We start from the raw sequence: 20,602 nt of genomic DNA, 5'->3' as shown, positions 1-20,602 counted from the left end.
AAAATGCCGGGCAGAACAAGGTGAAACGGCGGAATTCGACAGCGTTTGGCGCCGTTTTCCGTTGGTTGAATGGGGTTTTGCGCGTCTTGCGGGTGCATGGTCCCTCGCAGGTGCAGTTCTGGTTCATCGCCGCCGCGATCGGGGTGGTGGCCGGATTCGCCGCCCTGGGGTTCCGGCTGGCGATCGACGCACTGCAGCGCGCGCTTTACGGGGTCGAGGACCCGCACCGGCTGCACAGCTATGCCGAGACGCTGCACTGGGGCTGGATCCTGGCGATCCCGGCCTGTGGGGGGCTTGTCGTCGGGCTTCTGCTGCACCGCTTCACCCCCGATGCCCGGGTGCGTTCGGTCGCCGACGTGATCGAGGGCGCGGCGCTCAACGAGGGCCGGGTCGAGGTCAGGGCGGGCCTCGCCTCGGCCTGCGCCTCGCTGATCACGCTGTCCTCGGGCGGCTCGACCGGCCGCGAGGGGCCGGTGGTGCACATGGCGGGCGTGGTCGCGACCTGGGTGTCGAACCGGATCCATGCCGATGGCATCACCGGGCGCGATCTGCTGGGCTGCGCCGTCGCGGCCGCGGTCTCGGCCTCGTTCAACGCGCCGATCGCGGGCACGCTGTTCGCGCTCGAGGTCGTGCTCAGGCATTTCGCGGTCCATGCCTTCGCCCCGATCACGGTGGCGGCGGTGGCGGGCACCGTCATCAACCGGCTCGAATTCGGCGGCGTGCCGGAATTCGCGCTGCCCCAGACCGACCGGCTGGCCTTCTATGGCGAGCTTCCGGCCTTCCTGCTGCTGGGGCTGGTCTGCGGGCTGGTCGCGGTGATCCTGATGCGGTCGATCTTCTGGGCCGAGGGGATCGGCGATGCGGTGCAGCGCCGGACCCGGATGCCGCGCTGGCTGCGGCCGGCTGTCTCGGGGCTCGGTCTCGGGGCGATGGCGATCTGGTTTCCGCATATCATCGGCGTCGGCTACGAGACCACCTCGGCAGCCCTGACCGGGACGCTGGTCCTGCATGAGGCGGTGGTGTTCTGCCTGCTGAAATCGGTGGCGGTGTCGCTGACCATGGCCGGGCGGATGGGGGGCGGCGTGTTCTCGCCCTCGCTGATGGTGGGGGCGCTGACCGGGCTGGCCTTCGGCATCATAGCGACCTCGGCCTTCCCCAATGTCTCGGGGGCCGAGACGCTTTATGCGCTGGCCGGGATGGGGGCGGTCGCGGCGGCGGTGCTGGGCGCGCCGATCTCGACCACGATGATCGTCTTCGAGATGACCGGCGACTGGCAGACCGGGCTTGCGGTGATGGTGGCGGTGTCGCTGTCGACGGCGCTCTCGAGCCGCCTCGTCGACCGGTCCTTCTTCCTCACCCAGCTCGAACGGCGCGGCAAGCGGCTGGCGGCCGGGCCGCAATCCTATCTGCTGGCGGCCCTGACCGCGGGCGTGCTGATGCGGCCCCGCGACAGTTCCGGCGCGGCCTCGCCCGGTGCCTGCGCCGAGCTGATCGGGCAGGGGGTGATGTTCGAAGCCGACGCGACCCTGGTCGAGGCGCTGCCGGTCTTCGAGAAATGGGGGCACGGCTTCGTGCCGGTGGTGGCGCGGCCCGCCGATGGTGGCGAGCCCGAGGTGCTGGGCGCGCTGTTCCATGTCGATGCGCTGCGCGCCTATTCCCGCGCACTGGCGATGACCGCCGCCGAGGAACACTCCTGAGCGACGGACAGGTCTGACGGCGGGCAGGGCCGAAGGCGGCTGAGCCTAGAGCTGCTCGACCGTCACCTTGTCGGCATAGAAGGAAAGATGCCCGGCGATCCGCTCGAGCCCCGGTTGCGGGTCTTCGTAGGACCAGGCCGCATCCGCGATGTCATAGCTCTTGGCGCGCAGGGTGAAATAGGTTGCCACCCCCTTGCGGGGGCAGGTCGTGCTGCTGTCCGAGCGGTCGAGGAAGGCCATCGCCACATCCTCGCGCGGGAAATAGATGACGGGTTTCATGTCGCGCTCGGTCAGTTCGAGCGCGTTCCGGCTTTCGGCGATCACCGCGCCTCCGGCCCGGACCACCCAGGCCCCCTCGGCCTTGTGGATCGTGATGTGGTCGGACATGCGTGTTCTCCCTGGTCCTGTCGGCTGCAGATCTCTGCGCCGCTGTTTTGTCATGCTGGCCTTTGTCTTGTCCAGTTCCGCCCGTACCCGGGACGGGCAGGGACGACAATACCGCCTCCGGCCCCCGAAAGTGCGGGGCCGGGCGGATTACTTTGGGCGGGAGGCTCCGGGCGCGGGAATGCGGCGGCTCAGAGTGGCCGTGTCGCCTCCACGAGCCAGGCCCGTGCCCGTTCCGACAGCCCGTCCCGGGCCCGCCGGGCCACCTCGGCATGATAGTCGTCGAGCCAGGCCCGTTCGCCCGCATCGAGCAGCTCGGGGGCGATCAGGCGGCGGTCGATCGGCACCCAGGTAAGGGTCTCGAAGGACAGCATGCGCCGGTCGTCGCCGTCCTCGAGCGCCGGGGCCTCCTCGACCGCGATCAGGTTCTCGATCCGGATGCCGAAGGCGCCCTCGCGATAATAGCCCGGCTCGTTCGACAACATCATCCCGGGCTCCAGCGGCACGGTCGAGATCCGGGCGATGCGCTGCGGCCCCTCATGGACCGAGAGATAGGCGCCGACGCCATGGCCGGTGCCATGGTCGTAATCCTGCCCGGCCTGCCAGAGCGCATTGCGCGCCAGCGCGTCGAGATCGCGCCCCGCAAGCCCCTTGGGGAAGCGTGCCCGCGAGATCGCGATCATGCCTTTCAGCACCCGGGTGAAGGGGGCCCTGGCCGCATCGGGCACCGGACCCACGGCAATGGTGCGGGTGATGTCGGTGGTGCCGTCGAGATATTGCGCGCCCGAATCGACCAGCAGCAGATCGCCCGGCGCGACGCGGCGGTTGGTGGCCTCGGTCACCCGGTAATGGACGATGGCGCCGTTCGGTCCTGCGCCCGCGATGGTCTCGAAGCTGATGTCGCGAAGCTTGCCGGTCGCGGCACGGAACTCTTCCAGCCCGCGCACCACGTCGATCTCGGTCAGCCCGCCCCCGGGCGTCTCGGCATCGATCCAGGCCAGGAACTCGATCATCGCGATCGCATCGCGGGCATGGGCCGCGCGCGCGCCCGCCAGCTCGGCCTCGGTCTTGCGCGCCTTGGGCAGTATGCAGGGATCGTCGGCCAGCGCGACCTCGACGCCCGCATCCTCGAGCTGGCGCAACACCCACAAGGGCGCCGAGGCCGGATCGACCCTGACCTTGCCGAGAAGGCTCCTGAGCCCCGGCCCGAAGGCGCCGGCCGGGCGCAGCGTGATCTCGGGGCCGAGATGGGCCTTGAGCGCGTCGCTCAACTTGGCCGGATCGGCATAAAGCGTCACCCGGCCATCATCATGCAGGATCGCGAAGGCATGGGGCACCGGGTTGCGCGGAATGTCCGCGCCGCGCACGTTCAGCAGCCATGCGATGGAATCGGGCAGGGTCAGGACTGCCGCGCTTTGCCCTACCTCGGCCAGCAGCCGCCCGATCCGGGCGCGCTTGTCGGCATGGGCCTCTCCTGCAAGGTCCTCGGGATAAGGCGCGATCGGGCCTTGCGGCGGGGCGGGCTGGTCGGCCCAGATCCGGTCGACCAGATTGGCCGTCTCGCGGATCGCGACCTGGGTGCCCTCGAGTGCCGCGCTCAGCGCGTCGAGCTCCTTCGGCGTGTGCAGCCAGGGATCGATCCCGACCGCGCCGCCCTGCGGCAGCGCCGCTTTCAGCCAGTCGCCGGGTTTCGTCTCGGGCCAGGGGACGGGCGTGAAATGCGCGAGATCGACCTGCGCCTTGACCTGCACCCGGTAGCGCCCGTCGATGAAGACGCCCGCGCGATCCATCAGGATGCAGGCGATCCCGGCCGAGCCGGTGAAGCCCGTCAGCCAGGCCAGACGGTCGTCATGGGGCGCCACATATTCGCCCTGATGGGCATCGGCGCGGGGCACCAGAAAGCCCGCCAGCCCCTCGCGGGCCATCTCCTCACGCAGGCGCGCCAGCCGGACGGGGCCGTCCTCGGGACGGGTGGTGCTGTCGAAACTCTGGAACATCTAGCTTGCCTTCCTGATCCCGAACATGCGGGCGCGGGCGCGGGGGTCCTTGTCGAACAGTGCCGCCAGCTGTTCGGTCATCGCCCCGGCCAGCTGTTCGACATCGGTGATGGTGACGGCGCGCTCATAATAGCGGGTGACGTCATGGCCGATGCCGATGGCGATCAGCTCGACGGCCTTGCGGCGCTCGACCATGGCGATTACGTCGCGCAGGTGCTTTTCGAGGTAGTTCGCGGCATTGACCGACAGCGTCGAATCGTCGACCGGCGCCCCGTCCGAGATCACCATCAGGATCTTGCGCGCCTCGGGCCGCATCAGCATCCGCCTGTGCGCCCATTCTAGCGCCTCGCCGTCGATGTTTTCCTTCAGCAGGCCCTCTTTCATCATCAGGCCCAGGTTCTCGCGGGCCCGCCGCCAGGGCGCATCGGCATTCTTGTAGACGATGTGGCGCAGATCGTTCAGCCGGCCCGGGCTTTGCGGACGGCCCTCGGCCAGCCATTGCTCGCGCGATTGCCCGCCCTTCCAGGCGCGGGTGGTGAAGCCAAGGATCTCGACCTTGACATGGCAGCGTTCGAGCGTGCGCGCCAGCACATCGGCACAGATCGCGGCAATCGAGATCGGCCGCCCGCGCATCGAGCCCGAATTGTCCAGAAGCAGCGTCACCACGGTGTCGCGGAACTCGGTATCCTTCTCGACCTTGAAGCTCAGCGGCGTGGTCGGGTTCGCCACCACCCGCGCCAGACGCCCGGCATCGAGAATGCCTTCCTCGCGGTCGAATTCCCAGCTGCGGTTCTGCTGCGCCTGCAGCCGCCGCTGAAGCTTGTTGGCCAGCCGTCCGACCGCGCCCTTCAGCGGGTCGAGCTGCTGGTCGAGATAGGCGCGCAGCCGTTCCAGCTCGGCCGGTTCGGCCAGGTCCTGGGCGCCGATCTCCTCGTCGAAACCGGCGGAGAAGACCTTGTAATCGGGGTCTGCCTGCGAGTGCGGGGCGGGCGGTGGCGGCTCGTGCGGGGCCTCGCCCTCGGGCAACTCGGTCTCCTCGCCCATCTCCATATCGTCGATATCGTCGGGATTGACATGGGCCTGGGCCGCGTCCTGCATCTCGTCCTGCGACTGCTCGGGGCTGGCATCGGCCTCGTCGCTGTCCTGGTTCTCTTCCTCGCCGTATTCCTCGGGCGCCTCGTCCTCGGTTTCGGCCGAACTGTCCTCGTCATCGTTCTGATCGGCATCGGGATCTTCGCCGAGCTGGTCGGCATAGCCGAGATCGGCGATCACCTGACGGCTGAGACGGGCGAAGGCGGCCTGATCGCCCAGGCTGGCGTCGAGCCCCTCGAGCGCAGCCCCGGCCTGGTCCTCGATGAAGCCGCGCCACAGCTCCATCGCCTGGGACGCGCCCCTGGGCAGCGGGCGGCCGGTCGCGAGATGGCGCACGATATAGCCCGCCGCGACGGACAGCGGCACTTCCGAGGCCTCGCGGGCCTGGGCATAGCCCTTCTTCGCGGCCTCGGCGGCGATCATCGCGTCGATATTTCCGGCGGTGCCGGGCATGAGGCGGGCCCCGACCGCCTCGCAGCGGGCCATCTCCATCGCCTCGTAAAGCTCGCAGGCGATCTGGCCCGAGGGGCGATAGCGCGCATGGGTGGCGCCGTCGTGATATTTGTGGCGCAGCGCGTAGGCATCGGCGGTGCCGCGCGCCAGCAGCACCTCGTCGCGGGTCATCCGGCGCGAGACCTGGGGCAGCCGCACCGCGTCGTCGGTCAGTCCGGGCGGGTCGACCGAATAGCTGACGCCCAGATCGGCGTCGTCGGCCAGGACCTTGGTGGCCTCGGCCAGCGCCTTCTTGAAGGGATCGGCAGGGTTGTCGGTCGGTTTGGTCATGGGGCAGGATCCGCTTGGCTTGCGGGGCCAATCTAGAAAGGTTGACGGGAATTTGCCAGTGGCCCGCGGGCGGAAAGCGGCGGGGATGTCCTGTCGCGCCTCCGCCGCCCTGAAAACGCCCGATGCCATCCGGCAATCGCCGGGGCGACGCCGGCCCCGCATGCTAGGTCCGGATGCCGTCGCCCGCGACAGGCGATGTCGGCCAGACGGGCCCGCGCCTCGCTTCGCTTCGGCCAGCCGACATGCGTTGCTTCGGGCAGGCTGGCTTCAGGCGCCGCTCGAACATGTCGCGCCGCCCCATGCTGCGGCTCCAGTCCGGAGCGTAGCGCACCTGCTGGCGTGCCGGGACTGCGGCTTGCCGCCCCGGGCTGTGGTTGCGCTTGCCGTGCATCCCCGGCGTGGTTGCCGTGGCCCCGGTGGGATGGCCGATCGCCAGAACGCTTCCCGCCTCGCTTTGCGCGCGCCTCGTCTGACATGGGAGCATGCTGCGAGGGAGCGATCCGGCGGCAGGGGGGGCGAAGCGGATCGCAGTAACGTGTCGCGATTGTCACTTCGTCCGCAGAGGCGTCCGACGATCCGGTGGGTGACCGGGCAGGCCTTCGCTGCGGGCGAAGGCGTCGCAGAGGCCGGACAGGCGAAGATACTGGTCGCGCGAGCTGCGGCTTCCGTTCAGGATATGGTTTTCGAGCAGAAGCAGATAGACCGGGCGCAACCTGGCGATCCGGGCATCGTATCCGGCAGCTGTCTGGCCCGAGCGCGGAAGCCCCGCATCGCGGAAGGCCCGGGCCATGGCGCGGGCCTCGGAGGGTGCGCCCTCGGCAATCGCATAGCTGGCACGAAAGCTGGCCGTCGCCTGCCAGAGCGCCGCGCAATCGGTGGCGGGAAAGGCCGGATCGGCGTTTTCCGCAAGGGCGGGGAAGCAAAGCGGAACGGCAAGGGCCAGCAGGGCCGCGCGCGGCAGGTTCGCTTCAGGCCAGCGCATGGCAGAGGCCGCCAGGTGGAGGCGGCCTGCGACGGGCCGCAGGCCCGCCGTCGGGGATCTGGCTGCCGGTCGCCGGACCGCGCGGCATCGGGTCAGCCCAGGCTCATGCTGGCCGCGCTTTCGGGCAGTTCCTCGTCGAACAGGCGCTGGTAGAACTCGGCCACGGTCTGGCGTTCGAGCTCGTCGCATTTGTTGAGGAAGGTCAGCCGGAAGGCGAAGCCCACATTGCGGAAGATCTCGGCATTCTGGGCCCAGGCGATCACCGTCCGCGGGCTCATCACCGTCGAGAGATCGCCATTCATGAAGGCGGTCCGGGTCAACTCGGCCACGGTCACCATATGCGAGATGGTCTTGCGGCCCTTCTCGGTATTGTAATGCGGGCATTTGGCCAGCACGATCGCGGTCTCGGCATCATGGCTGAGATAGTTCAGCGTCGCCACCAGCGACCAGCGGTCCATCTGGCCCTGGTTGATCTGCTGGGTGCCGTGATAAAGCCCCGTCGTGTCGCCAAGCCCGACCGTGTTCGCGGTCGCGAACAGCCGGAAGGACGGGTGGGGGGTGATCACCTCGTTCTGGTCGAGCAGCGTCAGCTTGCCATCGACCTCCAGCACCCGCTGGATTACGAACATCACATCGGCCCGGCCCGCATCGTATTCGTCGAAGACGATGGCGCAGGGATTGCGCAGCGCCCAGGGCAGGATGCCTTCCTGGAATTCGGTGACCTGCTTGCCGTCCCTGAGCTTGATCGCATCCTTGCCGATCAGGTCGATCCGGCTGATATGGCTGTCGAGGTTGACCCGCACGCAGGGCCAGTTCAGCCGGGCGGCGACCTGCTCGATATGGGTCGACTTGCCGGTGCCGTGATAGCCTTGGATCATCACCCGGCGGTTATGGGTGAAGCCTGCAAGGATCGCCAGCGTGGTGTCGGGATCGAACTTGTAGGTCGGGTCGCGATCGGGCACGCGGTCGGTCGGCGCCTCGAAGCCCTTCACGATCATGTCGCTGTCGATCCCGAACACCTCGCGAACCGAGATCTCTTCGGTGGGTTTCACTACGTCGTTCATCATGACCCCGTCGCTTGTCCTGTCACTGGCCGTCTTGAAACATATCCGCAGGGCGCGCAAGGGGAAGCCCCGGCAGGCACCCGCCCGCCGAAGGAAACTCCATCGGGATTTCGACGCAGGGCAATGTGTGATCGAGCCCCTCCTGCAGGCGCGGTGTCTTTCGGGTGGCAGTCTGCCCCTGGCAAATGGGCGTTTCGGCGAGGGAGTGGATCGGCGCGGTCGTCAAGGGCGTCTGGCGATGGCGATGTCTGCAGGCTTGTGGCGGACGGCTGCATGCGTTCGGGAGATGCCGGTTCAATACCGCTCAAGACGCATATGCCGGTTCGCGCGCTCGTCCGGAGCGAAGCCTCGAACGGCAATCCGTCGGCGTGAAGCTGTACGACGGAATACCGTTGCCCGCCGTCCGGTTCCTGGTCATGCCCGCGAACGAACCGGACAGGTTCGGATGGGCCCCATGGTTGATGGCCCTGTCGCAGGGCTTGGTAAAGATCTCTGCCAAATCCGGCGAGGCGTCCCGAAGGCGCCGGCAAATCCGTCCGGGGGGGACTCGTCGCGAACCCTCTTGCGCACTTCAGACGAGGCATATCGGCTCATCCACAATTCGATCCGCGCCTGGCCTGCCCGATATCGTGAGCGCAGGCCCCTGTTCGGGACACGGGCGCATCACGGCCCGGGCGTCGTGGACCCGAATGGCCATCGCGTTCCCGCAGGTGGCCCGGAAGACGGCCTGCGCGCGGGAAAGAACTGGATCGGGGAAAAGGGCCCCGGGTCTATCGCCCCCCGCCCCGAGCGCGGAACAGCCCGTCGATGGAGGCAAGGGCGATGACGGCCGGGCGCCTGTTTGCGCAATGTGCCGGGTGATTGTCTCGGCCGGGGCGAGGACCTGCATGAACGCATGCTCGGCCCATCCGCGGCGCGTCCGTCGAGAGCCGATTGCGTCGAAAAACTCCGGCAGCGGCCGAGAGGTCGCCTGAATTTGGAGTGGCGTTCCTCACAGGGGTAAAAGGGGACTGCTTATGTGGCGGGGGCACGAAAAATCGGAGCCATATCCCACGATCTGATGCGGGGTTGCTCCGCAAGCGAGTCTTTCGACAGAACCAGCCGGTGCCGGCCATCGCGGAAAGACGCCCCGAACCGAAAGACGCCGACAAGGGCGCAGGCCTGTCCTGTCGGGATCTCATCGAGCTCAGGGGAGAAGTGCAGTCCGGAGCATCTGAAATCGCGGGCCGCAGCGACCCGCGGGCCTTTGTCTCACTTGAAGCTGCGGCTGTCCTTGATCTGGTCCCAGGCCCAGACGACTTCCTGCAGGCGCTCCTCGTCGGCGCGGTTGCCGCCGTTCATGTCGGGATGCAGGTCCTTGACCAGGGACTTGTACTGCTTGCGGATCTCGGCCTTGGTCCAGGTGTCCTGGGCCTCGAGAAGCTCGAGCGCCTTGCGCTCGGTCGGCGGCAGCCGCCGCAGCGCGCCGCCGGTCTTGCCGGGGTTGCGGGTGGCATTCTCGCCCAGCACCTGATGCGGGTCGTCAACGCCGAGCCGCGCCCAGGCCCGCTGTTCGTCCTTGCTGCCGAAGGGCTGGGTCTTGCGGTCCCAGACCCGGTCCTTGTCGATCTGGGCCTCGAATTCCTCTTCGGTGACGCCGTTGAAGAAGTTCCACTTGAGGTTGTACTCGCGCACATGGTCCTTGCAGAACCAGAAATATTCGTCCAGCTGGTCCGGAGATTTCGGGGCGCGGTACTGGCCGTCGAGGTCGCAGCCGGGATGTTCGCATTTGCGACGCGAGGTCTCGAAGGCGCCCGACATGCCCCTCCGGCCCCGGGTGCGGCGCTTCTTGTCGGCCGATACGGAAATGTCGAACCCGAAGGGGTCGGTTTTGGTCATGGCAGCCACCTTTTCGACTCGGACCCGAGAGTTTAGTCAATTGGAGACAAGAATGAAGGGGGCGAAGGAGGAAAAATGGGACGAGTAGAGCAAATCCGCCGGAAGCTGGAACAGGCCTTCGAGCCGACGGCGCTCGAGGTGCTGGACGAAAGCGAGAAGCATCGCGGTCACGCCGGCTATCAGGAAGGCGGCGAGAGCCATTTCCGGGTGCGGATCGCGGCACCGGCCTTCGCGCCGATGTCGCGTGTGGCGCGCGAACGGGCCGTGCACAAGGCGCTGGGACCCGAACTGATCGGGCAGATCCACGCGCTGGCGATCGAAATCGGGAGCTGAGGCGCGCCCTCGGGCGGCGGGGCTCAGCCCTCGTCGCTGCGGGGGCGGGCACCGCCCAGCGCCTGTTCGGGACGTGGCGGCACCGCGGCGCGCGAGGGCGCGCCGAGCGGCGGATAGGTCCGCTCGGGCAGGGCATGGGCAGAGGCCATGGCCGATGCGGCGATGGCCTCGGGGCTGCCATGGGAAAAGGCCGGGGCCCGATCCGCGTCCTGGTCCCTGTCGCGATCCGGCCGGGCCTCGCGGGCGCGGCGGAACACGAGCACGTTGCGCAGGGTCCGGCGGCGGCCGCCGAACAGGCCCTGACGTTCCTCCGAGGGCAGGCTTTCGGCGCGGAGATAGGTCCAGCCCTCGGCGGCCATCTCGTTCATCGTCTCTTCAAGCGCATAAGCGAAGCGTTCCGCAGGCCCCTTGAGCCCCCGGCTGCGGCGTCCGCGTTCGGGGGCGGGAAGGACACGGTACTCGTAACAAACCGGCATGATCACCCCAGTTTCCGGGCCACGATCTCGTTGACCGCCTGCGGATTGGCCTTGCCGCCGGTGGCCTTCAGTACCTGACCGACGAACCAGCCGGCAAGCTTCGGATTGGCCTTGGCCTTCTCGACCTGGGCGGGGTTGGCGGCGATGATCTCGTCCACGGCCTTCTCGATGGCGCCAAGATCGGTGACCTGCTTCATGCCGCGCGCGGCCACGATCTCGGCCGGATCGCCGCCCTCGGTATAGACGATTTCGAACAGGTCCTTGGCGATCTTGCCCGAGATGTCGCCCGCGGCGATCAGATCGAGGATGCCGCCCAGCTGGGCCGGGCTGACCGGGCTGTCGGTGATGTCGCGGTCGTCCTTCTTCAGCCGGCCGAACAGCTCGTTGATGACCCAGTTTGCGGCGGCCTTGCCGTCGCGCCCCTGCGCCACCGCCTCGAAATAGGCGGCGGATTCGACTTCGGCCGTCAGCACCGAGGCATCGTATTCGGTCAGCCCGAAATCGGTGACGAAGCGGGCTTTCTTCTCGTCCGGCAACTCGGGCAGCGAGGCCGCGATCTCGTCGACCCAGGCCTGCTCGATTTCCAGCGGCAGCAGGTCGGGACAGGGGAAGTAGCGGTAGTCATGCGCCTCTTCCTTCGAGCGCATCGAGCGCGTCTCGCCCTTGTCGGGATCGTAAAGCCGGGTTTCCTGATCGACGGTGCCGCCATCCTCGACGATGGCGATCTGGCGCCGGGCCTCGTATTCGATGGCCTGCTGGATGAAGCGCATCGAGTTCATGTTCTTGATTTCGCAGCGCGTGCCCAGAACCGAATGATCGCCGGTCTCGCGGAATTTCTCATAGGCGCCGGGCTGGCAGATCGAGACGTTCACATCGGCCCTGAGGTTGCCGTTCTGCATGTTGCCGTCGCAGGTGCCGAGATAGCGCAGGATCTGGCGCAGCTTGCCGACATAGGCGGCGGCCTCTTCGGGGCCGCGCAGATCGGGGCGCGAGACGATCTCCATCAGCGCGACCCCGGTGCGGTTGAGATCGACGAAGGACATGTTCGGATCCATGTCATGGATCGACTTGCCGGCATCCTGCTCGATATGGATGCGCTCGATCCGGACCCGGCGCGCGACGCCCGGCCCCATGTCGACGAGCACCTCGCCCTCGCCCACGATGGGGTGGTAGAGCTGGCTGATCTGATAGCCCTGCGGCAGGTCGGGATAGAAGTAGTTCTTGCGGTCGAAGGCAGAGACAAGGTTGATCTCGGCCTTCAGGCCCAGCCCCGTGCGCACCGCCTGGGCCACGCAGAATTCGTTGATCACCGGCAACATGCCCGGCATCGCCGCATCGACGAAGGCGACATGCGAATTGGGCTCGGCGCCGAAGCCGGTCGAGGCGCCCGAGAACAGCTTGGATTTCGAGGCGACCTGGGCATGGACCTCGAGGCCGATCACCAGTTCCCATTCGGCCTTGGCGCCGGAGATTACCTTGGGTTTCGGGGGCTCGAAGGTCAGGTCAAGCATGGCGGCATCCTCATCTGCGGCAGGGCGCATGTTTAGGGCAGGGGGCGGGCGCGGGCAAGGGGATCCTCGGGCGGTGGCGACCTCACGGAATCGTAATGGCGTTGCGCGGAACGTCGCCGATAGCGGGCCGTTATCCTCCTTTGGGTCGATGGGACACAGGAGGAGGACATGCCCCGCATCGCGGAGTCGCGGATTTTGATCATGGCCACCGATGGCTTCGAGCAAGCCGAGCTTGAGGAGCCGCTGACGGAGCTTCGCGCCAGGGGGGCGCAGGTCGATGTCGCCAGTCCCGGCGGCGCGCCGATCACGGGCTGGAAGAACCGGAACTGGGGCGCGACCCATGAGGCGACCAAGGCGCTGAGCGATGTAAGGGTCGGGGAGTATGATGCGCTCGTGCTGCCGGGCGGGCAGATGAACCCCGACAGCCTGCGCGTCGCGCCCGAGGCGGTGCGGCTGGTCAGGGGCTTCGTTGCCGAAGGCCGGATCGTCGCCGCGATCTGTCATGGCCCCTGGCTGCTGGTCGAGGCCGGGGTGGTCGAGGGGCGGGAGATGACCTCGTGCCGCTCGATCCGGACCGATCTCGAGAATGCCGGTGCGATCTGGGTCGACGCGGCCGTCGTCGTCACGAACGGCATCGTCACCAGCCGCGCGGCGCAGGATCTCGGGGCGTTCGTTGCGACGATCGCGGAGGAGATCGAGGAGGGGCGGCACCGGCGCGAGGTGGCATGACCTGGCCTTTTGAATGGCCTGACCTTGTCGCGATGTCGGCGGTCCTTTGCCCATTGGCGGGCGTGTTTCTTGCCGCAGGGGTCCGGTTTCGGTCATAAGGGCGCGCGGGACATGGTGCCCGATGTTGCCTTCCGGAGCCCCGATGCGTCGTCTTGCCCTTGTTCTCGCTCTTTCGCTTCTGACCCTCGGCTGCAGCCAGACCGATATTGCAGACAGGGGACGCGGTCTTCCGGCGATGCGCTGGGACCACATGCCCGAAGCGACGGACTGGACCAAGGCCAGCCTCGATGCGCTAAGCCTTTACGGCACCGGCCTCACCGAAACCGTCCCGGCCGATATCCAGACCTGGTGTCCGGCCTATGAAAAGGCCCGCCCGGCGCAGCGCCGCGCCTTCTGGGCGGGGCTGTTCTCGGCGCTGGCCAAGCATGAAAGCACCTGGAACGAGGCCGCGGTGGGCGGCGGCGGCCGCTGGTTCGGTCTGTTGCAGATCTCGCCTGCCACCGCGCGCTATCATGGCTGCGCGGCCACCAGCGGTTCGGCGCTGACCGATGGCAAGGCCAATCTGAGCTGTGCGGTACGAATCGCCTCGAGCGCGGTCGTCCGCGACGGGGTGGTCGCCGCCCGCGGCCGGGGCGTTGCCGCCGATTGGGGGCCGATGACCGTGGCCTCCAAGCGCGAGGAAATCGCGGCCTGGACCCGGGCGCAGTCCTACTGCCGGGGCTGATCCTGCCGGTCGGGACTTGCGTCCCGCGCCCCGAGGGGGCATTGCCTTTTGCGAACCAAATCCGATAGTTTCCATCGGAAATAGCGCGAGGCCCCGTGTGACGCCTGAGACTTCCGACCGCAGCCCGAGGCTCGAAATCCGCCATATCGACCGCATCTTCGGTGGTCGCAAGGTTGTCGACGGGGTGACGCTCGAGGTCTTGCCGGGGCAGGTGACCTGCCTGCTGGGGCCCTCGGGCTGCGGCAAGTCGACGACGCTCAGGATCATCGCGGGGGTCGACCGCCAGGATGCGGGCGAGATCCGGATCGACGGGCAGCTGGTCTGCGATACCGTCTTCCGGCTGCCGCCCGAGCGCCGCTCGGTCGGGCTGATGTTCCAGGATTTCGCGCTGTTCCCGCATCTCAGCGTGGCCGAGAATGTGGCTTTCGGGCTTTCCGGGCCGAAGGCGGCGCGGCGCGCACGGGTCGAGGCCCTGCTCGACCGGGTCGCGCTGGGCCGCTTCATCGACGCCTTCCCGCATGAGCTCTCGGGTGGCGAGCAGCAGCGGGTGGCGCTGGCCCGCGCGCTGGCGCCTCGGCCCAAGATCATGCTGATGGACGAGCCCTTCTCGGGGCTCGACAACCGCTTGCGCGACGAGATCCGCGACGAGACGCTGCAGGTGCTGAAGGAGGAGGGCGCGGCGGTTCTTCTGGTCACCCACGAGCCCGACGAGGCGATGCGCATGGCCGACGAGATCGCGCTGATGCGCGGCGGGCGGATCGTGCAGCAGGGCGCGCCCTATAACATCTACAACGCGCCTGTCGATCGCTCGGCGGCGGCCTTCTTCAGCGATATCAACGTGATCCGGGGCAAGGTGCGCAATCTGCTGACGGAGACCCCCTTCGGCAAGTTCCTCGCGCCGGGCATGGAGGATGGCAGCGAGGTCGATATCATCATCCGGCCCCAGCATCTGCGGATCGATTTCGACCGCAATGGCCGCGGCCCCAATCCGACGCCCGGGGACGGGGTCGCCGCCCGCGCCCGGGTCCAGCGCGCGCGCTTCATGGGGGCGGAAAGCCTGGTCGAGTTCCGCATGGACCATGACGGCTCGGTCCTGAAGGCCACCGTGCCCGCCGTGTTCCTGCCCGCGCCCGGCACGCCGATGTGGCTGACAATGCGCCGCGACCGCTGCTTCGTCTTTCCCGCCCAGGGGGCGGAAGGCGAGGACGGTGGAAGCTGACCCTCCGGCCCTGTCGCGGCGCCGGTCTGTGTCTCGGCAGGCAAGTGGATCTTCCGCCACGCGCCTCTTGCAGGCCGCAGGGCCGCTTACCTTCCGAGCGCGCGCATGAGTTCGTCCAGCGCGGCGTCATATCCCTGATCTTCGGCCCCCTGATCCCCGGCAGGGGCGCCGGCAGCATTTCCTTGCGTCATCGCGGTGGCCAGGGCCGCGCCATGGGTGATGTCCACGAGGATGTCGCGCCATAACCGCCCCTGGCGATCCGGCAGGCCGGCTTCTGCAAGCAGGGCCGAGATCTCCCGGGTTATCCGCTCTGCCTGTTCGGGAAAGACGGTCGGTCGGCTGAAGATGAGCAGCGTCAGGCCGGGGTGGCGCCGCACCTGCCTGTGATAGGCCCTCAGGAGCCCGCCGATCCGCTCTGTCGGCGTGCCTTCTTCGGGGGCGGCGACGTCGGCATGCGCGCGTTCCGACATCGCGCCGATCAGCCCGTCGCGGCCGCCGAAATGATGGTGGATCGTCATCGGATTGATGCCGAGGCGCTCTGCCAGCCGCCGCATGGTGAAGGCGTCGGCGCCTTCGTCCTCCAGAAGTGCGAGCGCGGCCGTCAGCATCTCGTCGCGCGAGACCGGCGCGCCGGCCCGGGGCGGTCTTCCGCGGGGCCGTTTCATGCAAGGATCCGGTAGCGGGACTGCACGAGGCCGGAGGGAAAGCTCTTCGTCTCTTGATGGTGCAGCGGAATGTCCCCGGCGACGGGTCCGAACAGGCGCCGTCCCGCGCCGAGAAGCACGGGCACGGTCGTGACTACCATGTCGGCGATCAGGCCCGCCCGCAGGAAGGACTGGATGACGCGGCCGCCATCGACATAGACCTTTCGGTGACCCTCGGAGTGCAGCAGGCGCATCGCCGCGTCGGGCGATAGGCCGAGGACCCGGACCTTGTTGCCCGGCTCCCTGGACAGGTCTTCGGGCAGGTCGTCCTGCGTCAGGGTTTGCGACAGGACGACAACAGGATGCGCAAAGGGCCAGGGCCTGACCGCGCGGATTGTCTCATAGGTTCCACGGCCCATGAGGATGGCGTCGATGCCTGCGATGAAGGCGTCGTAGCCATGGTCTTCGTCGGGCGCGTCACGCTCCAGAAGCCATCCGATATCGCCGTCGTCCCGGGCGATGAAGCCGTCGAGGCTGGTTGCGATGAAAACATGTCCGGTGATCATTTCACCCCCGTATTTATACATTGTATAAATACATATCTGCTCCCCTCTGCCGGAGCAAGACCGGCAAAGCTCAGGCTTGACCACTGGGGCGCCCCGAAGCCGTCATCGGGAGTACCCGGGGCGTTCCGGGGCGAAGGACAGGGGCGGACGACACGAACATCTGCCCGGACCGCGTGACGATCCCCCGACCGGATGTCTTTCAGCTCGCCCGTGCCGAAGGCCCGCGCCGCGCCTCTCCTGCGATCTGACATAGATGCGCGCCTTTACGCAGTCGCCAGCGCAGTGCGTTTGACGTCGCGGGGAGATCGTCAGGCCCGAAGGATGTGGCGCTCGGCCGGGCGGCGCCTCATCGGCGCCCCTTCCGGACGCTCAGCCCGTTTTCAGGTAGACATGCAGGCCATGTTCCTTTCGGCCGGTATCCTCGATCCCCTCGAACCGGCCCTGCCGGACATGCTTGAGGAAATCGTTGCCGAGCCCGACCTTCTCTCCGATCCAGAGATCGTCCCAGCGCGGCCCCACCGCGTCGGGCAGGTGGAATTCGCCGGAGTGCAGCGCGGCAAGCGCGTCCCGGATCATGGCTTCCTGATCTGCTGTCATCACACCCTCCCCGGGGCACCCCCCGGCGATGTCGTTACGCCTGAACTCCATCCCGGGCGCACCGGCCGTGGCGGCCGGTCTGCCCGCGACTGTCGGTCCTGCCGGTCAAGACCGTGGCCGAGCGTGTCATATGGTAGTGGCGAAGGGCGTGGCGTCCATGCCGGTCAGTTCCAAAGACAGTCTGAACAGAGGTCAGGAGAGCGTGATCCGGGGAAGAGCTGCGATTCGAGATGCCCTGCGCGCCTGGCAGCCTGTGCTGTCTGCGCCGTCTCGGCGCGCGACCGTTCGCCCGGCCCGCGGCGCCGGTCGTGCGGACGGTGGGCCTGCAAGGCCGCGGGGGCCAGGCCAGAGGGCGCGCAGAAACGCGGGGGACGTCCTTTCGCCGGGCTGTCATTCGCCGACGGCGTGCCTGCGCCGCTCTTTCATCCAGTCGTCCAGCAGGTCGATCTGCCCGGGGCCCATCCGGAGCCCGAGCTTGCTGCGGCGCCAGACCACATCCTCGGCCCGGCGGGCGAATTCCCGCTCCATCAGCCAGATGACTTCCGCCCCGGTCAGCGTGGCGCCGAAATCGCGGCCGAGATCGGCGGCGGCCTGCGCCTCGCCCAGGATCCTGCGGGCTTCGGTGCCATAGGCGCGCACCAGACGCCGCGCCCAGGGCCCTGTCAGGAAGGGATAGTCCTGGCGGAGCGCAGCGATCAGCCCGTCGATGCCGTCGACCGCGACATCGCCGCCGGGCAGGGGCACGCCCGCGGTCCAAGGCCCGGGCAGGTCCGGCCGGATCCCGGCGATCTTGTCCAGCACGGCTTCGGCAAGGCGGCGATAGGTGGTGATCTTGCCCCCGAAGATATTCACGAGCGGCGCGTCGGCGCGATCGAGCCGGATGACATAGTCGCGCGAGGCGGCCGAGGCCGAGCCCTCGCCTTCGTCATGCAGGGGCCGCACCCCGGAATAGGTCCAGACGATATCCCCGGCCGAGATCGGCTGCGCCAGATAGCGGTTGACGAAGCCGATCAGGTAGTCGCGTTCCTCCTCGGTGCAGCAGGGCGGACTGTCGGGATCGGCATGCTCGGCATCGGTGGTACCGATCAGGGTGAAATCGGTCTCGTAGGGGATGGCGAAGACGATCCGGCCGTCCTGTCCCTGGAAGAAATAACAGCGGTCATGCTCGAACAGGCGACGGGTCACGATATGGCTGCCGCGCACCAGCCGCACCTTGTCGGTGGAGGGCTGCTGCAGCGCGCCTGAGATCAGATCGGCGGTCCAGGGGCCGGCGGCATTGACGAGGATCCGTGCCCGCCGGGTCTGCTCGGCGCCGGTATCGCCGTCGCGCAGGGTGACCGTCCAGAGCCCGTCCTCGCGGCGGGCCCTGACGACCCGGGTCCGGGTCAGGATCTCGGCGCCGCGCTCTGCCGCATCGCGGGCATTCAGCGCCACCAGCCGGGCATCCTCGACCCAGCAGTCGGAATATTCGAAGGCGCGCCGGAACCGGGGTTTGAGCGGGCGTCCTGCCGGATCCGTCGTCAGATCGAGGCTGCGCGTCGGCGGCAGGATCTTGCGCCCGCCGAGATGGTCATAAAGGAAAAGCCCGAGCCGGATCAGCCAGGCCGGGCGGCGTCCCGTCATCCAGGGCATGGCGGTGCTCAGAAGCCGCGAGGCGGGTGTGCTGGCATCGAAGCGCATGTCGCGGTCGAGCGGCAGCACGAAGCGCATCGGCCAGCTGATATGGGGCATGGCCGAAAGCAGTGTCTCGCGTTCGATCAGTGCCTCGCGCACCAGCCGGAATTCGAAATATTCGAGATAACGCAGCCCGCCGTGAAACAGCTTGGTCGAGGCCGAGGAGGTGGCCGAGGCCAGGTCGCCCATCTCGGCCAGTGTGACCGACAGCCCGCGCCCGGCCGCGTCGCGGGCGATGCCGCAGCCATTGATGCCGCCGCCCACGATCAGCAGGTCGCAGGGCTGCTCGGTCGGCGTTTGATCCGCGGTCGCTTCGGCTTTGCGCATCGGCATGACTCGGTCCTCCATCGGTCGGAAGCGGAGCATGGCGCCGCAGGAAGGGTCAATGAATATTTTCGTTTGTAATTCTTTTGTGTTCGTATCGAAGCGTTTTATGCCCGTTGTCGCGCGGCCTTAGCCCAGAAATGGCGCCTGAAAGCCGCATATATGGCCTGTCGGCTTGCGGAACGGGTCGCAGCCGAACATTCTCGCGGGGAAAGGAAAACCGATGACCCAGACCTTCCGCGCGCCCGACATCCTTGACATTGCCCGGCGCGAGGGCCGTGTCACCGTCGAGGGGCTGGCCGAGCATTTCGGCGTGACCGTGCAGACGATCCGCCGCGACCTGGCCGAGCTGGCCGGGGCGGGCAAGCTCGAGCGCGTGCATGGCGGCGCGATCCTGCCCTCGGGGGTGAGCAATATCGGCTACGAGGCGCGGCGCGGGCTGAATGCCGAAGCCAAGGCAGCGATCGCGGCGCGCTGTGCGGCGTCCATTCCGGAGGAGGCGTCGGTCTTTCTGAATATCGGCACCTCGACCGAGGCGGTGGCCCGGGCGCTGCTGACCCACCGCAATCTTCTGGTCGTCACCAACAACATGAATGTCGCGAATATTCTGGTCGAGAACCCCGACTGCGAGGTGGTGGTGGCGGGGGGGACGCTGCGGCGCTCGGATGGCGGGCTGGTGGGCGCGCTGACGATGCGCGCGATCCAGGCCTTCAAGGTCGATTACGCGGTGATCGGTTGCTCGGCGCTCGATGCCGAGGGCGACCTTCTGGATTTCGATATCCAGGAGGTGAGCGTCAGCCAGACCATCCTGACCCAGGCGCGGCGTGCCTTCCTGGTCGCCGATGCTGCCAAGTTCGGGCGCAGCGCCCCGGTCCGGATCGCCTCGCTGCGCGATCTCGACGCGGTCTTCACCGACCGTCCGCTGCCCGCGCCGCTGGTCGAGCGCTGCCGGGGCTGGAACACGCGGGTCGATGTGGCCGCGCCCTAGGCGGAGCGGGGCTCAGTCTTCCTGGCGCACGCCGGGCCGGCCATAGGCGCTGAGGAAAAGCCGCACGGCACTGTCGACGGTGCGGTCGATCTCGTCGGATGTGGGCGGTGTCGGGCGTTTGCCGAAGATCCGCGCGCGCCAGATCCCGGCCCCGGACAATTCGATGAACTGGGCGCTGGCCAGCACCGGATCGGGCAGCTCGAGCCGTCCGGCCGCCATCTCGCGGCGCAGAAGGTCGGCCAGGTCGACATGGGTGCGCAGCGCGGCCGCATCGTAGAACCGCACGCCCAGCTCGGGCATGCGGTCGACGATGCCCGCGATGGTGCGCTGCCATTGCACGACATGGTCCGAGCTGATGATCCTGGCCAGGTTGCGACCGAAGCTGGTCAGCTTCTCGGCCAGCGGCAGATCGCTTTGCAGCACCGCGTCGACCCCCCCGAACATCTTCTCGCGCTCTTTGGCCACGAGCGCGACGAAGAGATCCTGCTTGTCGGCGAAATAGACGTAGAGCGTGCCCTTCGAGACCCCGGCCGCGCGGCAGATGTCATTGACGCTGGTCGCATCGAAGCCCTTGTCGAGAAAGGCCCGCATCGCCCCGGCCATGATCTGGTCGCGCTTGGCGGGGTCCTCGCCCGCAGCGTGGCGGCGGCAGGCGCGGCGCGGGCTGTCGCAATCCTGCGCGGTGTCATTCTTCGCCCGGGGGGCGGTGGTCTGAGGCTCGGCCCGGGGCTCTGCCTCGGGCTCGGCTTGCGGGGCAGTGGCATCGCCTGGCGCGCTGTGCATGATACGGGTCTCCTTTCCTCTGCCCGACAGGGGCGGGGCCCGGTCGTCTGCTGGGTTTAATCGAACCAGGCAGTTCGATAAAGTCTTGAACGCTGCGGCGCGATGCCCTAGATGTCGCATCGAACCGCGTGGTTCGATAGTCTGTGCAAGTCAGGTC

19 protein-coding genes are annotated in these 20,602 nt (G+C 67.9%); 6 read left to right on the top strand and 13 right to left on the bottom strand.

What is annotated here, in order from left to right; translation table 11 throughout:
* Positions 1 to 77: 77 nt before the first annotated feature.
* Positions 78 to 1,697: a chloride channel protein gene (locus tag ACK8CO_RS03865; protein WP_414898228.1), complete on the top strand. Its 1,620-nt coding sequence runs from the start codon at positions 78 to 80 to the stop codon at positions 1,695 to 1,697.
* 45 nt (positions 1,698 to 1,742) lie between these two features.
* Here the strand turns inward: ACK8CO_RS03865 and ACK8CO_RS03860 are convergent, their stop codons facing one another.
* The 6 genes from ACK8CO_RS03860 to ACK8CO_RS03835 form a co-directional block, all read right to left on the bottom strand.
* Entirely contained in the window at positions 1,743 to 2,084 is a 342-nt protein-coding gene (locus tag ACK8CO_RS03860) for a DUF427 domain-containing protein (RefSeq protein WP_080615707.1), read from the bottom strand.
* A 188-nt stretch (positions 2,085 to 2,272) separates the two neighbouring features.
* Positions 2,273 to 4,078 (bottom strand): aminopeptidase P family protein, encoded by a 1,806-nt coding sequence (locus tag ACK8CO_RS03855; RefSeq protein WP_414898227.1) that lies wholly within the window; start codon positions 4,076 to 4,078, stop codon positions 2,273 to 2,275.
* A complete protein-coding gene (gene cobT, locus ACK8CO_RS03850; protein ID WP_414898226.1) occupies positions 4,079 to 5,953 on the bottom strand; it encodes a cobaltochelatase subunit CobT in 1,875 nt (624 codons plus the stop codon).
* Positions 5,954 to 6,500: 547 nt separating this feature from the next.
* Positions 6,501 to 6,935 carry a hypothetical protein gene (locus ACK8CO_RS03845; RefSeq protein ID WP_414898225.1) on the bottom strand — a complete coding sequence of 145 codons (435 nt, stop codon included), beginning with the start codon at positions 6,933 to 6,935 and terminating at the stop codon, positions 6,501 to 6,503.
* A 92-nt stretch (positions 6,936 to 7,027) separates the two neighbouring features.
* Positions 7,028 to 7,999 (bottom strand): cobaltochelatase subunit CobS, encoded by a 972-nt coding sequence (gene cobS, locus ACK8CO_RS03840; RefSeq protein ID WP_369822836.1) that lies wholly within the window; start codon positions 7,997 to 7,999, stop codon positions 7,028 to 7,030.
* A 1,251-nt stretch (positions 8,000 to 9,250) separates the two neighbouring features.
* Positions 9,251 to 9,877, bottom strand: a complete 627-nt coding sequence (locus tag ACK8CO_RS03835; RefSeq protein ID WP_080615712.1) for a J domain-containing protein — start codon at positions 9,875 to 9,877, stop codon at positions 9,251 to 9,253.
* Positions 9,878 to 9,952: 75 nt separating this feature from the next.
* On the opposite strand from ACK8CO_RS03835, the gene ACK8CO_RS03830 reads away from it, so the two are divergent.
* Positions 9,953 to 10,210, top strand: coding sequence for a BolA family protein (locus ACK8CO_RS03830; RefSeq protein ID WP_080615713.1), 258 nt, complete (start codon positions 9,953 to 9,955; stop codon positions 10,208 to 10,210).
* A gap of 23 nt (positions 10,211 to 10,233) precedes the next feature.
* Here ACK8CO_RS03830 and ACK8CO_RS03825 read toward each other — a convergent pair whose 3' ends face one another.
* Positions 10,234 to 10,686 carry a hypothetical protein gene (locus ACK8CO_RS03825; RefSeq protein WP_414898224.1) on the bottom strand — a complete coding sequence of 151 codons (453 nt, stop codon included), beginning with the start codon at positions 10,684 to 10,686 and terminating at the stop codon, positions 10,234 to 10,236.
* A 2-nt stretch (positions 10,687 to 10,688) separates the two neighbouring features.
* The gene (gatB, locus tag ACK8CO_RS03820; RefSeq protein ID WP_414898223.1) at positions 10,689 to 12,197 is read right to left on the bottom strand and encodes an Asp-tRNA(Asn)/Glu-tRNA(Gln) amidotransferase subunit GatB; all 1,509 of its coding nucleotides are present in this window, start codon (positions 12,195 to 12,197) and stop codon (positions 10,689 to 10,691) included.
* A gap of 168 nt (positions 12,198 to 12,365) precedes the next feature.
* On the opposite strand from gatB, the gene ACK8CO_RS03815 reads away from it, so the two are divergent.
* From ACK8CO_RS03815 to ACK8CO_RS03805, 3 genes are all read left to right on the top strand, one after another.
* Positions 12,366 to 12,926 (top strand): type 1 glutamine amidotransferase domain-containing protein, encoded by a 561-nt coding sequence (locus tag ACK8CO_RS03815; protein WP_414898222.1) that lies wholly within the window; start codon positions 12,366 to 12,368, stop codon positions 12,924 to 12,926.
* Between the two features lie 142 nt (positions 12,927 to 13,068).
* Positions 13,069 to 13,650: a transglycosylase SLT domain-containing protein gene (locus tag ACK8CO_RS03810; RefSeq protein WP_155773961.1), complete on the top strand. Its 582-nt coding sequence runs from the start codon at positions 13,069 to 13,071 to the stop codon at positions 13,648 to 13,650.
* Positions 13,651 to 13,723: 73 nt separating this feature from the next.
* Complete coding sequence (locus ACK8CO_RS03805; RefSeq protein WP_414898985.1) at positions 13,724 to 14,869, top strand: ABC transporter ATP-binding protein; 1,146 nt, start codon at positions 13,724 to 13,726, stop codon at positions 14,867 to 14,869.
* 86 nt (positions 14,870 to 14,955) lie between these two features.
* Here the strand turns inward: ACK8CO_RS03805 and ACK8CO_RS03800 are convergent, their stop codons facing one another.
* From ACK8CO_RS03800 to glpD, 4 genes are all read right to left on the bottom strand, one after another.
* The gene (locus tag ACK8CO_RS03800) at positions 14,956 to 15,534 is read right to left on the bottom strand and encodes a TetR/AcrR family transcriptional regulator (RefSeq protein ID WP_414898221.1); all 579 of its coding nucleotides are present in this window, start codon (positions 15,532 to 15,534) and stop codon (positions 14,956 to 14,958) included.
* A complete protein-coding gene (locus ACK8CO_RS03795) occupies positions 15,531 to 16,163 on the bottom strand; it encodes a dihydrofolate reductase family protein (protein ID WP_414898220.1) in 633 nt (210 codons plus the stop codon). Before ACK8CO_RS03795 ends, ACK8CO_RS03800 begins: the two co-directional genes overlap by 4 nt.
* 285 nt (positions 16,164 to 16,448) lie before the next feature.
* Entirely contained in the window at positions 16,449 to 16,676 is a 228-nt protein-coding gene (locus ACK8CO_RS03790; protein WP_414898219.1) for a DUF1413 domain-containing protein, read from the bottom strand.
* Positions 16,677 to 17,066: 390 nt separating this feature from the next.
* Positions 17,067 to 18,683: a glycerol-3-phosphate dehydrogenase gene (gene glpD / locus ACK8CO_RS03785; RefSeq protein WP_414898218.1), complete on the bottom strand. Its 1,617-nt coding sequence runs from the start codon at positions 18,681 to 18,683 to the stop codon at positions 17,067 to 17,069.
* A gap of 214 nt (positions 18,684 to 18,897) precedes the next feature.
* Here glpD and ACK8CO_RS03780 point away from each other — a divergent pair, with 214 nt between their 5' ends.
* The gene (locus tag ACK8CO_RS03780; RefSeq protein ID WP_080615720.1) at positions 18,898 to 19,662 is read left to right on the top strand and encodes a DeoR/GlpR family DNA-binding transcription regulator; all 765 of its coding nucleotides are present in this window, start codon (positions 18,898 to 18,900) and stop codon (positions 19,660 to 19,662) included.
* Positions 19,663 to 19,674: 12 nt separating this feature from the next.
* On the opposite strand, the gene ACK8CO_RS03775 is transcribed toward ACK8CO_RS03780, so the two are convergent.
* Entirely contained in the window at positions 19,675 to 20,445 is a 771-nt protein-coding gene (locus ACK8CO_RS03775; RefSeq protein WP_414898217.1) for a TetR/AcrR family transcriptional regulator, read from the bottom strand.
* Between the last annotated feature and the right edge of the window lie 157 nt (positions 20,446 to 20,602).

The sequence above is a fragment of the Rhodovulum sp. HP10 genome (genome assembly GCF_047553435.1).
Taxonomy (GTDB): Bacteria; Pseudomonadota; Alphaproteobacteria; order Rhodobacterales; family Rhodobacteraceae; genus Rhodovulum.
This window is presented reverse-complemented; position numbering and strand designations above follow the sequence as displayed.

Excerpts from the sequence above, each read along its gene's own strand:
- ACK8CO_RS03790 (WP_414898219.1), bottom strand. The coding sequence starts at position 16,676 with ATGACAGCAGATCAGGAAGCCATGATCCGGGACGCGCTTGCCGCGCTG.
- ACK8CO_RS03780 (WP_080615720.1), top strand. The coding sequence starts at position 18,898 with ATGACCCAGACCTTCCGCGCGCCCGACATCCTTGACATTGCCCGGCGC.
- ACK8CO_RS03810 (WP_155773961.1), top strand. The coding sequence starts at position 13,069 with ATGCGTCGTCTTGCCCTTGTTCTCGCTCTTTCGCTTCTGACCCTCGGC.
- ACK8CO_RS03815 (WP_414898222.1), top strand. The coding sequence starts at position 12,366 with ATGCCCCGCATCGCGGAGTCGCGGATTTTGATCATGGCCACCGATGGC.
- cobS (WP_369822836.1), bottom strand. The coding sequence starts at position 7,999 with ATGAACGACGTAGTGAAACCCACCGAAGAGATCTCGGTTCGCGAGGTG.
- ACK8CO_RS03855 (WP_414898227.1), bottom strand. The coding sequence starts at position 4,078 with ATGTTCCAGAGTTTCGACAGCACCACCCGTCCCGAGGACGGCCCCGTC.
- ACK8CO_RS03800 (WP_414898221.1), bottom strand. The coding sequence starts at position 15,534 with ATGAAACGGCCCCGCGGAAGACCGCCCCGGGCCGGCGCGCCGGTCTCG.
- glpD (WP_414898218.1), bottom strand. The coding sequence starts at position 18,683 with ATGCCGATGCGCAAAGCCGAAGCGACCGCGGATCAAACGCCGACCGAG.
- ACK8CO_RS03835 (WP_080615712.1), bottom strand. The coding sequence starts at position 9,877 with ATGACCAAAACCGACCCCTTCGGGTTCGACATTTCCGTATCGGCCGAC.
- ACK8CO_RS03860 (WP_080615707.1), bottom strand. The coding sequence starts at position 2,084 with ATGTCCGACCACATCACGATCCACAAGGCCGAGGGGGCCTGGGTGGTC.
- ACK8CO_RS03845 (WP_414898225.1), bottom strand. The coding sequence starts at position 6,935 with ATGCGCTGGCCTGAAGCGAACCTGCCGCGCGCGGCCCTGCTGGCCCTT.
- ACK8CO_RS03775 (WP_414898217.1), bottom strand. The coding sequence starts at position 20,445 with ATGCACAGCGCGCCAGGCGATGCCACTGCCCCGCAAGCCGAGCCCGAG.
- ACK8CO_RS03830 (WP_080615713.1), top strand. The coding sequence starts at position 9,953 with ATGGGACGAGTAGAGCAAATCCGCCGGAAGCTGGAACAGGCCTTCGAG.
- ACK8CO_RS03825 (WP_414898224.1), bottom strand. The coding sequence starts at position 10,686 with ATGCCGGTTTGTTACGAGTACCGTGTCCTTCCCGCCCCCGAACGCGGA.
- cobT (WP_414898226.1), bottom strand. The coding sequence starts at position 5,953 with ATGACCAAACCGACCGACAACCCTGCCGATCCCTTCAAGAAGGCGCTG.
- gatB (WP_414898223.1), bottom strand. The coding sequence starts at position 12,197 with ATGCTTGACCTGACCTTCGAGCCCCCGAAACCCAAGGTAATCTCCGGC.